The sequence below is a fragment of the Paracoccus cavernae genome, assembly GCF_042430175.1.
GTDB classification, from domain to species: Bacteria; Pseudomonadota; Alphaproteobacteria; order Rhodobacterales; family Rhodobacteraceae; genus Paracoccus; species Paracoccus cavernae.
The window spans coordinates 17,941-30,697 of sequence record NZ_JBHMDZ010000040.1; the positions used below are offsets into that span (position 1 = coordinate 17,941).

Genomic DNA, 12,757 nt, shown 5'->3' on the forward strand with positions numbered 1-12,757 from the left:
CATCCACCCGAATTAAAAAAAAGCCCCGCCCGACCGCATGGGATTTGCGATCGGGGCGGGGCTTGCTTGCCGTATTCTTCCTGCCACGCTAGCCAATCTCGCTCGGGTTGGGAAGGGGGGAGACGGGAATTTCTCGAAATTTCCGCAACTATCAATTGCATGGTGTCCGGATTTTGAAAAGAAATAACAAAGGTGGCAGTTGATGCGAAAGAATGCGCCGCATTTGACAGCCGCGTGAAGAGGCCGCGATTGTCGTTGCGGGGCGGTCCGGAGGGAATGCGCTGGTGGGCCGGACGCATCCGAGACGCGCATGACCGCCCGCGCAGCGTGATGCGGGGCGGACCGGATGGACTGTTCGGGGTATCGGGGAAAGACAGCGGCATGAGGGGCTGCCGCGCGGAAACGACAGCCACTATCCCCGCGCCCAGCAATCGTGACACGGGGCGGTTAGGTTCACCCGCTCAATGCGACGGGACGTAGATTTCCACGCGGCGGTTGAGCTGGCGGCCGACCGGATTGTCGTCTCCGCCGATCTCGTTGGCAGCGACCGGCTGGCTTTCGCCAAAACCCGCGGCCTCGATCGCGCTTGCGACCTCGCGCTCCTGCAAGGCACCTGCAACGGTGCGGGCGCGGCGCTCGGACAGGGCCTGATTGTAATCGTCGCTGCCTTTGCTGTCGGTATGGCCGCGCACCTCGAGGCGGGCGGGTCCGACCTCGACAAAGGCCTCGGCCAAAGCATTGACGGTCGCGGCCGCATCGGGGCGCAGGTCGGATTTGTCGAAGTCGAAAAGGATGCGGTCCTCGAGCGTGACGAGATAGCCGCAGCTCGGCGCGGGCGCGCGCAGCTTGTTCAGCAGCGGGAATTTTCCGGCGGGCGGGACAGGCGGCAGGGGCGCCATCGCGACGGGCTTGCCGTCCACGAGGCCCTGACCATTGCCCTCGTTGATGATCTGGTGCGCACCATTCCATGTCCCGCTGCCGTCACCTTCGTTGGTGATCTCGCCCAAGGGTCCGTTCCAGACGCCACTGCCGTCGGTCTCGATCGAGACCTGACCCGTGCGCTCGGAGGTCCATGTGCCGCCGCCGCGACCATCCAGCGTGATCTGCTCGAAGGGCGTGCTGTAGGTGCCAGAGCCATCGGCCTCGACCGTCACCTGCACGCCTTCTCCGCCGTCGAAGCCCTCGCGGTCGATGACGCCCGAGCCGTCCGCCTCGACGATAAGGCGCGTGCCGTCCGCATCGACCACGCCCGCGCCCGCGCCGTCGACGATATAGGTGCCGCTCTCGCCCAGATCGGCGACCGTGCCGGTCCCGTCTTGCAAGAACGTGCCCAGACCTGGCACCAGAACCGCATCGGCGTCACAGCGCGCGGGCGTGATGCGGATCCCGTCGATCTCGGCCAGACGATCCCCGAGCGCCACCTCGAACTCCTGCTGGGAGGCTTCGACGCCGATGAAATCGGGCACGATGATCGCTGGAATGGCGGGGATCTCAGGCACGCCTTCCTGAGCATGGGCGCTGCTTGCGGCCAGAAGCAGCAGGGGAAGCGCGCCTGTGCGCAGCAGGCCGGCGCGGCGGCTGAGGGAGGCGGGACGGATGGTACTCATGACGAAGCCCTTGGCGGATGAGTGGCGAAACTTGTACAGGTGAAACATACAAATGATGCGGAGTAAACGGAGGCAAACGCTGGGTGCCGCCAAGATCCGATCAGATCGCAAAGACTTAACAGTGCGGTGACAGTTGCGCCGCGGGGGGCGGAAAGCCGCGCGGCAGGGTTCGGCATCAAGCCGTTTCGGGATGCCCGAAAGAGCCGTTGCGCAAAGCGCGGCTGCCATGCGTGCGCCCCGAATTTTGCGGCGCTCGGCTCACGGGGCTGCATCCGGAAAATGAAAGGGCCGGACGATCCGTCCGTCCGGCTCTTCCGTTTGGTTCAGGGCGTCATCTCTCGGACGAGAAATGCTGCTTGAGATAGGCGAGGATGACCGCTTTGGTTTCCTCGTCCGGCTCGACCATGCCTTGCGACTTGGCCATCCAGTCCCAAAGCTCGTCCCAGCGCAGGTCGGTGACGCGCTGTTGCTTGATGATCTCGGTCGAATGGCAGGCGACGCACTGGTAATAGGTCTCTTCGGCGCCGGGACCGTCGGGCAGGCCTTCGAAATCGGCATTGCCGGCCTCGGCCTCTTTGGCGGATGACGCCGAAGCGCTGAGCGCGGTCATCGGGTCAAGCGGGTTGCTTCCCGCCGGACGCGCGCGCAGCGCCTCCATCGGGTCGAGGTTGGCTTCGGCAAAAGCCAAACCCGCGCCCAAGAGCAGCGCCGAGATTCCAAGGATCGCCGTCGATACGATACGGGGCATGAGAACTCCCATCATGTGGTTACAGGCTCCGGCCCGCTCATGTTGCGGGCCGGCGGGGCCTCAGGCTTCCGCGACCAGCGCGATACGGTGCTGGATGTTGTTGGCATATCCGCGCGGGTTCCAGACCGGCGAGAGCGGCGGCTGGCTGATGCCGTCCTGATCGGTCGCACGCGCCCAGATCTCGTAATAGCCGTGCTGCGGCAGGGTGACATCCGCGCGCCAGCGCTGCCAGGAGAAGCGGTTCGGCGCGGGATCAAGACGTGCTTCCTGCCAGGTCTGGCCGAAATCGGTCGAGATATGGACGGCAGCGACATCGCCCTTGCCGCACCATGCCTGACCGCGCACTTCCGTGGTCTCGCCCGCTTTGACCTTGGTGCCGGTTTCGGGGAAGGTCACGACCGATTTGATCGGCATTTCGGTCAGGATCACCATATCCTCGGCCGGAACCTCGGTGCCCGGCGCAACCGGATAGGCCGGAATGCGATAGGAGTCGCCGGTCATTTTCGCGCCGTCATGTTCCTTGTCGCGGATCCAGATGCGGTTGAGGTATTTCTGCGAGACCGAGGCCGGATAGCCCGGAACGATCAGGCGCAGCGGGAAGCCGTGAAGCGCGGGCAGGGGCTCGCCGTTCATGGCCCATGCGATGATCGCATCCTCTTCCAGCGCCTTGGCGATCGGCACGCCACGCGAGATCACGACTTTCTCCGGATCGCCCGAGAGGTGGACGTCGTTGCCGTAATGGCCGGTATAGACGGCGGTGCTTTTCACGCCTGCCTTTTTCAGCACATCGGCCAGACGCACGCCGGTCCATTCCGGACAGCCGATCGCGCCCATCGTCCACTGGTTGCCCGAGGTGCCCGGCTGGAAGAACGAGCGCCCGTTGCCGCCGCATTCGATCACCAGACGGCTGGTCACGGTCTCGAATTGCGATTTCAGATCTTCGATGGTCAGGGTCAGCGGCGTGTCGACTTCGCCGTCGATGGTCAGCGTCCAGCCCTCGGCATCCTGATCCAGCGCAGTCTGCGGCACGAGGCCGTTCATGCGCACGAAGAGGTGCTTGTAGGGGGTGATGTCGTCATCGAGCAGATGCGCGGGCGTCTCGGCATTGACCGGACGGTCGCCGAGCAGGGTCAGGCCCGATTTGTCGGCGAGGAAATTCGCGCCGGTATCCTGCGCCAAAGCGACGGGGATCAGGCCTGCGGGCAGGTTGCGCTCGAAGGGGATGGTCATGCCGAGCATGGCACCCAGCGCGGTCAGGCCGGAGGTCTTGAGAAAGTTGCGGCGACCGGCGGAGGTCCGGGTCTCGGAACCTTCCGGCGATTCATGGTTGGAACGGGCGTTGTCTGTGTAATCCGACACGGGATTTTCTCCTCTTGCTTGCTCTGGGGGAGCCATGCGCAAACACGCGGCCTCATCCCCGATTGTGCTGGCAGGGATGCAGTCCATGAAAATGCCGGTGAAGGCAACGTGCGTCGGCGGAGAATTTCGACATCTGTCGGCAGCGGCGGGATTTCGCCTATTTTCGATATGTCCGACCGGATATTTCGTTAGTGATTTGAATGCTCTAGCTCGCGTGCCCCAGACGTCAAGCGGGGGCGGAGCGGGATGGTTCAAACAGGAAAAACACCGCTCTTTCGGGGCGCGGATCATCGCGGAGGAGCAGAAGGAAAAGCCTTGCTCCGGCGCTTAATCAGCAGGGCGATCCGCGACGGTGGTTGATCGAAGGGGGCAGGGCAAAGCGATGCGGAGCGGGCGTTTCTGAGTGTCCTCGCCCTCGGCCACGGCGCGCGGCCGGATCAGTGCGGGTTGGAAGCCTCCTGCATGCCGTTTGCCGGTTGAACCCCGTGCCGAGGGCCCGACGGACCCGCGCGCCGGAATTTTTCTTTTCCTCGCGTCGCCTGCGCGAGGTTTTCTTCGCTTCAGGCTAAAAAACGACCAGTCTGTTTCATTTACGAAAGCCGCCAAATCTCTATGCTGTAAATATCAAAAGCCGAGTCGTGATTGGGCTCGGGGACGGATCCACAAGGAGTTTGGCCGATGCAGAGACATTCCGCACAGCCCTGCCTGCGCAGGGGGCGCGACGACCGGATCAAGACAGACGCGATGATGCGCTGCTGCCGCGCCTGACCGTATAGGCCGGAGCCGAAATCCGGCCTCACGCGCCGCGCAACGCCCGTCCGGCAACAACTTTCATTCACTCGATGCATCCGGCCAGACATGGCGCGGCAGGCGCATGCAGGCGCATGATGCCTGCCGCCCGATCCATGTCGCCGATGCCTCCACAAGGATTTCACCCGCCATGACCGATCTCGTTTTTCCGACAACGCCTGACAATCCCAAAGCCGACGTGCTGATCAAGGATCTCATCCGCGAATATGATAGCCGCTACGGCCAGCTTTTCAGCAAGGACGGCGCGCGGGCCGAGCTTTACCGCTATCCCCCCGAGGCCTTCGCGCCCGAGCGGGGCGGCTATTTCTTTCTGATCGAGCGCGCGGGGGAAACCATCGCGGGCGGCGCTTTCATGCGCTACGACGAGAGCACCGCCGAGCTGAAGCGGGTCTGGACCCGCAGCGACTTGCGGCGGCAGGGTCTGGCGCGGCGCGTCGTGGACGAGCTGGAGAAAGCCGCCGTCCTGCAAGGCTATACGCGGGTTTTTCTCACCACCGGCTTTCGCCAGCCCGAGGCCAGCGGGCTTTATCGCAACCTCGGCTACCGGCCGCTGTTCGATCCAGCCGTTCCGGCCGAACTCTATGCGACGTTGCCCTTCGAGAAGCATATCGGCCGTGAAGAGGGCCGCGCGGGCAGCGCGCCCCTGCGCAAGCCTGCCGCCTCGCTGGCCGAGGCCGCGCTTGCCGCCGCAGCCTATAAGGCGGACGCGTCACGCAACCACACATTGGCAGGTGTGCGATGAGTCTGACCGATATCACTCCCGCCATCATCGCCGCGCCGCCCGCGCGCCGCTTGCGGGTCGTGCCGGTGCGCCGTCGGGCCCGCACCATCGCGACATTTGCGGCCATTCTCGCTATGGCACTGATCCTGCAATCGGTTCTGGGCAATCCCCGCTGGGGCTGGCCGGTCTTTGCCGAATGGTTCCTTTCCGCGCCGGTGCTTGCGGGGCTGGGGCGCACGTTGTTGCTGACGGCGCTCGGTGCGGTTTTCGGCTTCGGGCTTGGCACGCTTTTGGCCTTGGCGCGGGTTTCCTCGTCGCCGTTGCTCGCGGCTTTGTCTTGGGGGTTCATCTGGCTCTTCCGCTCGCTGCCGCTGATCGTGCTGCTGCTCATTCTCAATAATCTCGGCTATCTCTATGAAACTGTTGCGATTGGTGTGCCATTCACCGGAATCACCTTTGCCAGCTGGTCGACCACGCAACTGATGACGCCTTTTCTGGCCGCGGTTCTGGGGCTGACGCTCAATCTCGGTGCCTTTTCGGCCGAGGTCATCCGCGGCGGCATCCTTTCGGTCGACCAAGGCCAGCACGAGGCCGCCGCGGCCCTCGGCCTGCCCAAAGCCGTGCAAGCACGCCGGATCGTCCTGCCGCAGGCCATGCGTTCGATCGTACCGACGGCCTTCAACGAAATCATCGGCTTGGCCAAGGGAACCTCGATGGTTTATGTCCTCGCCTTGCCCGAGCTGTTCTATACGATCCAGATCATTTACCGCCGCAATCTGGAGGTGATCCCACTCCTGATGGTCGCGACCGTCTGGTATCTGGTCATCCTCTCGGTTCTGTCGGTCATCCAGTACCATATCGAGCGTCACTATGCCCGAGGTGCCTTGCGCAGCCTGCCGCCCAATGCCTTCCGCGTGATCTTTGCCCGCCTCGGGCTGGTTGCGCTCGAGCCGGCGCCGCAGCCGCAACGCGCACCCGTCTCGCAACTCGGGTCACAAAGCGCGGCGCGTCTTGACGGTGCGCAGGACGGAGACGACTGGACCACGCGCCTGCCGCGCGGCGGGCGGATCGAGATCCGCGATGTCGCGAAAAGCTTCGGCAATCTGCGGGTGCTTTCGGATGTCGATCTGACCTTCCCGTCGGGCTCGGTCACGGCGATCATCGGCCCTTCCGGCTCGGGAAAGTCGACGCTTCTGCGCACGATCAACCATCTCGAACGCGTAGACGAGGGCACGATCGAGATCGACGGCACGCTGATCGGCTATCACCGCGAGGGCGATACGCTTTTCGAGCTGGACGAGCGCGAGATCCTCAAGCGCCGGATTGAAGTCGGCATGGTTTTCCAGAACTTCAACCTTTTCCCGCATTTGACCGTGCTCGAAAACATCACCGAAGCGCCGGTCAAGGTGCGCGGTCTCGGCAAGGCGCAAGCGGAGGTTCTGGGGCGCGAGCTTCTGGCCCGTGTCGGGCTGGCCGACAAGGCCGATGCCTATCCGCGCCAATTGTCGGGCGGCCAGCAGCAGCGGGTGGCGATAGTGCGCACGCTCGCCCTCAAGCCCAAGGTTTTGCTGTTCGACGAGCCGACCTCGGCGCTTGACCCCGAACTGGTGGGCGAGGTGCTGGGCGTGATCGGAGAGCTTGCCCGCTCCGGCATCACGCTCGTGATCGTCACCCACGAGATCGGCTTTGCCCGCGAAGTTGCCGACCGCATCATCTTCATGGAGCAGGGCCGCGTGATCGAGAGCGGCGCTCCAGAACAGATCCTCAACCGGCCGCAGCATCGCCGCACCGCCGATTTCCTCGCCCGCGTGCTTTAGGCCTTTCCGAAACCGAAGCTTCCGACGCCTTCGCCGCCACCGCTCCGGCCCCGTTTGGGAGCGGGTCGGGACAGGCGTCTCCGGAGCCCCGACATCCCCAGTTCAAGGACATCATCATGACCACCACCAGACGCAGCCTTCTGGCCTTCACCCTCGCGGCGCTTTTGCCCCTGCCGGCGCTGGCCCTTGAGGAAACCGACCTCTCTCCGGAGCAGCCCGGCCGGATCCGCGCCGAAAAGGTGGAAGCGGCGATCGCGCTGCTGCCTGCCGGATACAACTGGGTCAATCCAGGCAAGTTGACGGTGGCCTCTGTGCCCGGCCGACTGCCTTTTGCGGTCTATGCCACCGATACCCGTACCGCAATCGGCGGAGAGCCGGATCTTGCGCAGATCGTGGCCGACAGCCTCGGGCTCGAACTCGAGATTGTACCTGTTGCCTGGGCCGACTGGCCCTTGGGGCTGGAATCGGGGAAATATGACGCGGTGATCCATAATGTCACCGTGACAGAGGCGCGAAAGGAGAAGTTCGACTTCTCGACCTACCGCAACGACCTTCTGGGCTTTTACGTCGCAGGGTCGAGCCCCGTGACCGAGATCACCGAGCGCAAGCAGATCGCGGGTCTGAAAGGCGCGGTTTCCTCGGGCACCAATCAGGAAGAGATCCTTTTGCGCTGGATCGAGGAAAACAAGGCCGAGGGGCTGGCGCCGACCGAGGTTTCCTATTTCGACGATGATGTCGTTCAGGATCTCGCGCTGGAGTCGGGCCGGATCGATTTCTATCTCGGGCCGAATGCGACCTCGGCCTTCAAGGCGGCCAAGGACGGGCGGACGCGGCTCGTCGGGGTGCTGTCGGGGGGCTATCCGCTGACGGCGGAAATCGCGGTCGCGACCAGAAAGGGCGCGGGCCTTGCCGATGCGGTGACGGCGGCGCTCAATGCGCAGATCGCCAGCGGCATCTATGCCGAGGTGCTGGGCAAATGGGGTCTCGGCGACGAGGCGATCAGCCAATCGCGCACCAACCCGCCGGGTCTTCCCGAGAAGTAAACGAGCCTCCGCAGCCCTGTTCCCGCAGCCCTGCCGGCGTCCTTGTGCCGAATGTTGCGGACCGCTCCCCAGATCAACGTCCGATCCCCTTGGCCGCATGGTGCGGTCGATCCCAGAAAGACCCGATATGACCCAAAAGCACCCTGTCCTCAGCCGCCGTGCGGCGATCGGCCTTGGGGCGGCCTTCTGGCTGCAGCGCCCGCTTGCCGCTTTGGCCGAGAGCCCGAGTTTCGATCTCTCGCCCGATCAGGCCGCGCGGGCCAAGACCGCCCCCAACCCTGCGGCCATTGCCGCGATCCCTGCCGGTTATCCTTTCGTGACTGCCGGAAAGCTGACGATCGGCACCAATCCGGGTGGCCCGCCTTTGTCGACCTATGCGTCGGATACCACGACCATTGTCGGCGCCGATCCCGATATCGGGGCGCTGATCGCGCAGGCTTTGGGGCTCGAGCCGGTCATCGTGCCGGTTGCATGGGCCGATTGGCCGCTTGCGCTGCAATCGGGCAAGATCGACGTCGTTCTGTCGAATGTCGGCGTGACCGAGGAGCGCAAGAAGAAATTCGATTTCGCGACCTATCGGCAGGGCCTTCACGGCTTCTTCGTGCATCGGGACAGTCCGGTGCAGAAGATCGCCGTTCCCGAGGATATCGCGGGCCTGACCATCGTGGTCGGGATCGGGACCAATCAGGAGCGGATACTCGGCCGATGGAACGAGATCATTACGGCCGCGGGGCATGAGCCGGCAGAGCTCGTCTATTACGACGATGAAGGCGCCAAATTGCTGGCGCTGCGTGCGGGCAGGGTGGACGTCATGGTCCAGCCCCATGCCCAACTGGTGGCGATTGCCAAGCGCGACGGCGACTTCCGAAAGGTCGGGACGCTGTCGGCGGGCTGGCCCGAGCGCTCGGATGTGGCGGCGACCTTGCGCAAGGATTCCGGACTGGCCGCGCCGGTGGCGATCGCGCTGAACGGCCTGATCGCCGACGGCTCTTACGGACGCACCCTCTCGCGCTGGCTGGTCGGGGACGAAGCGCTCGCGACCTCGGAGGTCAATCCGCCGGGGCTGCCCGAAAACTGATCCTCGCCTTTCACGACAGGGGGCGCCCGTTGCGGCGCTTCCTGCCGGCATCCATTCCCCGACCCAGTACGGAGCATTCCCATGAGCTATCGCCTCAGCCTTCTGGATAAATCCCCCGTGGCTGCGGGGCGCTCGGCGGCCGAGGCCTTGCGCATATCGCTTGAGGCCGCGCGGCTTGCCGATAAGCTCGGCTATCACCGCTATTGGCTGGCCGAGCATCACGCCATCCCCGGTCTGGCCAGCGCCGCGCCCGAGATCCTGATTTCGCATATTCTGGCGCAAACCAAACGGATCAGGGTCGGCAGCGCGGGCATCCTTTTGCAACATTACAGCGCCTACAAGGTCGCCGAGCTTTTCTCGGTTCTGGCAAGCCTCGCGCCGGGGCGGGTCGATCTCGGGGTCGGACGCTCGCCGGGCGGGCTGCCGCGGGTGACGCGGGCCCTGCAAAAAGAGCTCCGGCCAGAGGCTTTGGCCGATCTCGACCGCCGCATCGACGATCTTGCCGCATGGCTGCGGGGGCCGCACGAGGGGGCCGCGATCATCCCGCGCCCCGAAACAGCACCGCAGGCTTTTCTGCTGGGCGGCAGTGCGGCGACGGCGCGCAAGGCCCGCGATCTCGGCTGGGGCTATGTTCATGCGGGCCATCACGACGGCAATGCCGAGGTGACCCGTGCGGCCTTGTCTCTGGCGCGCGAGGGCGGCGCGGTTGCGCCTGTTCTCGCGGTTCTGGCCTTTGCCGCGCCGACCCGCGCCGAAGCCGAGGCGCGCTTGGGCGATCAACGTTTTCTGCGGCTGACCTTCGAGGACGGCCATAGCGTGAATCTCGGCTCCAAGGAAAGCGCGCTGGATTACGCCGCCCAATACGGCCCGCTCGACTACAGTCTGACCGAGCGCCGCCCGACCATCCTTGCCGGCACCGCCGAGGATATCCATGCGGGCTTCGATGCGCTTGCCCGCGATTTCGGCATTGCCGAATTCGTCATCGACCAGCCCGTCGCCGAAACCTCGGCGCGGCTGGCCTCGCTGCATCTCATCGCGGGACCGGCGCTCAGCGCCGCCGCCTGACTTTTGACCGGAGAAAAACCATGTCGCGACCAATCACATTCGGCCTGATGCTCCATGGCGCGGGCGGGCATATGCACAGTTGGAAACATCCGTCGGGGCCTGCCGATGCGAGCGTGAACACCGATTTCTACATCGAACAGACCCGCAAGGCCGAGGCGGCGGGCATCGCCTTCGTCTTTGTCGCGGACGGGCTTTACATCAACGAAAAGTCGATCCCGCATTTTCTCAACCGCTTCGAGCCGATGACCATTCTGTCGGCGCTGGCGGTCCGGACCAGCAAGATCGGCCTCGCCGGGACGATTTCGACATCCTATTCCGACCCGTTCACCGTGGCGCGGCAACTGGCATCGCTCGATCTGATCTCGGGCGGGCGGGCCGCGTGGAATGTCGTGACCACCCCGCTCGAGGGCACGGCGCTGAACTATACCCGCGCCCATCCCGAACATGGCGAGCGGTACCAGATCGCGGATGAATACCTTCAGGTCACGCAGGGGCTTTGGGACAGCTGGGACGGGGATGCCATTCTACGCGATCGCGAAACGGGGCAGTTCTTCGATCCCGAAAAGCTCCATACGCTCGATTTCAAGGGGCGCTATTTCTCGGTGGCGGGACCGCTCAATGCGCCGCGCTCGGCGCAGGGGCAGCCGGTGATCTTCCAGGCGGGTACCTCGGATGCGGGGATCGGGCTGGCGGGAAAATATGCCGACGGGGTTTTCCTCAACCCGCTCTCGCGCGAGGAAACCGCCACTGCGACGGCGCGGCTCAAGGATGCGGCGCAGGCGCACGGGCGCGCGCGCGATGCGTTGAAAACCTTTCCCGGTTTCTCGCCGATCGTCGCTGCAACCCGCGAAGAGGCCGAGGCGAAATACGCGGCCATCCGAAATCTGCTGACGCTCGAGGATGCTTTGGCCTATCTCGGCCGCTTCTTCGATCACCATGATTTCTCGCAATATGATCCCGACGGGCCTTTCCCCGAGCTGGGCGAGATCGGCCGCAACAGTTTCCGTTCGACGACCGACCGCCTCAAGGCCAATGCCCGCGAGAAGGGTCTGAGCCTGCGCGAGGTTGCGCTTTTGGCCGCGACGCCGCGCTCGGAATGGACCGGCACGGGGACGGAGATTGCCGAGAAGATCATCGACTGGATCGATGGCGGCGTGGTCGACGGCTTCATCCTCGGCTTTGCGGTTGCGGCGCAGGGGCTCGAGGATTTCATCACCCATGTTGTCCCCGAACTCGAGGCGCGCGGGCGCTACAGCCGGACATTGGCCGGCACGACCTTGCGCGATCATCTGGGCCTGCCCTTCAAGGAAAGCCGCTACCGCGCCGAGCCCTTGCCCGGGACGAAGACCGGCTGAGCGCTTGACCCCAAGGGTCAAGCCGATGCGCTCGGGGCGAGGTTGCGCGCCACATCGATGAAGGCGCGCAATTGCTTGCCCTGATTGCTGCGCCGCCAGGCCAGAACTGTTTCCGATTTGAACTTCGGGTGGATGATCGGACGCACCTCGACGCTGCGGCCGATGAAGCCGATCAGGCTTTCGGGATAGATCGTAACCCCGAGACCGGCCGCGACCAGCCCGATCAGCGCCAGCGTATTCGAGGCCTCGACCGTGACGTTGAGCGCGATTCCCTCTTCGATAAAGAGATTGGCCAGCCGCCACCGGTACTCGCCCCATTCCTTCATGTCGCCGAGAATGACGGGCAGATCGGCGAGATCCGCAGGCGTGATGACCGAGCGCCGCAAAACCGCATGATTGCGCGGTGTGACCACATAAAGGCGCTCTTGCGTCAGCGCCAAAGTCTGGAAGTCCGGATGGGTGAAGGGGCCGATCATATAGCCCGCGTCGATTTCGTCATTGGCCAATGCAAGCTTTTGCCCCTGCGTGCGGATATAGCTCAACGAAACTTCGATATGGGGATGAAGCCTGCGGAACCGCGCCACCGCCGAGGGCATCAGCTCGGTCGCGGCAAAGGCCATATAGGCCAGCCGCAAATGACCCGATTTGCCCTCGGCAATCCGCCGCGCCGCATCGATCGATTCGCCGTAACGCGAGATCAGAAGCGCATTGTCGCCGTAAAAGGAGCGCCCCGCCTGCGTCAGGGCGACCTCGCGCGTGGTGCGCTCGAACAGCCGGAAGCCGAGGTTCTGTTCGAGCTTCTGGATGCGGCGGGTCAGCGCCGATTGGTCGAGATTCAGCCGCTCCGATGCGCGCCGGAAATTCAGCTCTTCGGCCACGACCAGAAAGGACGTGATCAGATCCAGCCCATCTGCCTCATGCATCTGCCCATCCTTTCGGCATGTCGTAAGGAGTGTCGTTCTTTTGTTGCGTCATGTGCATTAATAATTGCTCACATACCAATTCCGTAGCGTCAATTGTGACCTGAGTATGACGGTAAGCGGGGAACCTCCCGCTCTGTTTCCATCTCGGGGAGAAGAGAATGAGCGACGTTGACGCCAAGGAACTCGACCGTCTGTTGCAGCAGGCTTTCGATACGGCGAGCAAACTTTATC

At 64.1% G+C, this 12,757-nt stretch carries 10 protein-coding genes; 6 read left to right on the forward strand and 4 right to left on the reverse strand.

Annotated elements, in window-relative coordinates; genetic code table 11:
• Nucleotides 1–461: 461 nt before the first annotated feature.
• The 3 genes from ACFFUC_RS13370 to ACFFUC_RS13380 form a co-directional block, all read right to left on the reverse strand.
• Nucleotides 462–1,607 carry an OmpA family protein gene (locus tag ACFFUC_RS13370; RefSeq protein ID WP_377686988.1) on the reverse strand — a complete coding sequence of 382 codons (1,146 nt, stop codon included), beginning with the start codon at nt 1,605–1,607 and terminating at the stop codon, nt 462–464.
• Between the two features lie 331 nt (nt 1,608–1,938).
• Nucleotides 1,939–2,355, reverse strand: coding sequence for a cytochrome C-552 (locus ACFFUC_RS13375; RefSeq protein ID WP_377686990.1), 417 nt, complete (start codon nt 2,353–2,355; stop codon nt 1,939–1,941).
• A 60-nt stretch (nt 2,356–2,415) separates the two neighbouring features.
• Nucleotides 2,416–3,714, reverse strand: a complete 1,299-nt coding sequence (locus ACFFUC_RS13380) for a sulfite oxidase (protein ID WP_377686992.1) — start codon at nt 3,712–3,714, stop codon at nt 2,416–2,418.
• A 940-nt stretch (nt 3,715–4,654) separates the two neighbouring features.
• Here ACFFUC_RS13380 and ACFFUC_RS13385 point away from each other — a divergent pair.
• From ACFFUC_RS13385 to ACFFUC_RS13415, 6 genes are all read left to right on the forward strand, one after another.
• Complete coding sequence (locus ACFFUC_RS13385; RefSeq protein ID WP_377686993.1) at nt 4,655–5,266, forward strand: GNAT family N-acetyltransferase; 612 nt, start codon at nt 4,655–4,657, stop codon at nt 5,264–5,266.
• Nucleotides 5,263–7,062 carry an amino acid ABC transporter permease/ATP-binding protein gene (locus ACFFUC_RS20025; protein ID WP_446686707.1) on the forward strand — a complete coding sequence of 600 codons (1,800 nt, stop codon included), beginning with the start codon at nt 5,263–5,265 and terminating at the stop codon, nt 7,060–7,062. The genes ACFFUC_RS13385 and ACFFUC_RS20025 overlap by 4 nt, the downstream gene beginning before the upstream one ends.
• 116 nt (nt 7,063–7,178) lie before the next feature.
• Complete coding sequence (locus ACFFUC_RS13400) at nt 7,179–8,105, forward strand: ABC transporter substrate-binding protein (protein WP_377686995.1); 927 nt, start codon at nt 7,179–7,181, stop codon at nt 8,103–8,105.
• 127 nt (nt 8,106–8,232) lie between these two features.
• On the forward strand, nt 8,233–9,183 hold the full coding sequence (locus ACFFUC_RS13405) for an ABC transporter substrate-binding protein (protein WP_377686997.1): 951 nt from the start codon (nt 8,233–8,235) through the stop codon (nt 9,181–9,183).
• Between the two features lie 81 nt (nt 9,184–9,264).
• Nucleotides 9,265–10,248, forward strand: a complete 984-nt coding sequence (locus ACFFUC_RS13410; RefSeq protein ID WP_377686999.1) for an MsnO8 family LLM class oxidoreductase — start codon at nt 9,265–9,267, stop codon at nt 10,246–10,248.
• Between the two features lie 20 nt (nt 10,249–10,268).
• The gene (locus tag ACFFUC_RS13415) at nt 10,269–11,603 is read left to right on the forward strand and encodes an LLM class flavin-dependent oxidoreductase (protein ID WP_377687001.1); all 1,335 of its coding nucleotides are present in this window, start codon (nt 10,269–10,271) and stop codon (nt 11,601–11,603) included.
• Between the two features lie 17 nt (nt 11,604–11,620).
• On the opposite strand, the gene ACFFUC_RS13420 is transcribed toward ACFFUC_RS13415, so the two are convergent.
• Complete coding sequence (locus ACFFUC_RS13420; RefSeq protein ID WP_377687004.1) at nt 11,621–12,526, reverse strand: LysR family transcriptional regulator; 906 nt, start codon at nt 12,524–12,526, stop codon at nt 11,621–11,623.
• Between the last annotated feature and the right edge of the window lie 231 nt (nt 12,527–12,757).

Excerpts from the sequence above, each read along its gene's own strand:
- ACFFUC_RS13370 (WP_377686988.1), bottom strand. The coding sequence starts at position 1,607 with ATGAGTACCATCCGTCCCGCCTCCCTCAGCCGCCGCGCCGGCCTGCTG.
- ACFFUC_RS13375 (WP_377686990.1), bottom strand. The coding sequence starts at position 2,355 with ATGCCCCGTATCGTATCGACGGCGATCCTTGGAATCTCGGCGCTGCTC.
- ACFFUC_RS13385 (WP_377686993.1), top strand. The coding sequence starts at position 4,655 with ATGACCGATCTCGTTTTTCCGACAACGCCTGACAATCCCAAAGCCGAC.
- ACFFUC_RS20025 (WP_446686707.1), top strand. The coding sequence starts at position 5,263 with ATGAGTCTGACCGATATCACTCCCGCCATCATCGCCGCGCCGCCCGCG.
- ACFFUC_RS13400 (WP_377686995.1), top strand. The coding sequence starts at position 7,179 with ATGACCACCACCAGACGCAGCCTTCTGGCCTTCACCCTCGCGGCGCTT.
- ACFFUC_RS13405 (WP_377686997.1), top strand. The coding sequence starts at position 8,233 with ATGACCCAAAAGCACCCTGTCCTCAGCCGCCGTGCGGCGATCGGCCTT.
- ACFFUC_RS13410 (WP_377686999.1), top strand. The coding sequence starts at position 9,265 with ATGAGCTATCGCCTCAGCCTTCTGGATAAATCCCCCGTGGCTGCGGGG.
- ACFFUC_RS13415 (WP_377687001.1), top strand. The coding sequence starts at position 10,269 with ATGTCGCGACCAATCACATTCGGCCTGATGCTCCATGGCGCGGGCGGG.
- ACFFUC_RS13420 (WP_377687004.1), bottom strand. The coding sequence starts at position 12,526 with ATGCATGAGGCAGATGGGCTGGATCTGATCACGTCCTTTCTGGTCGTG.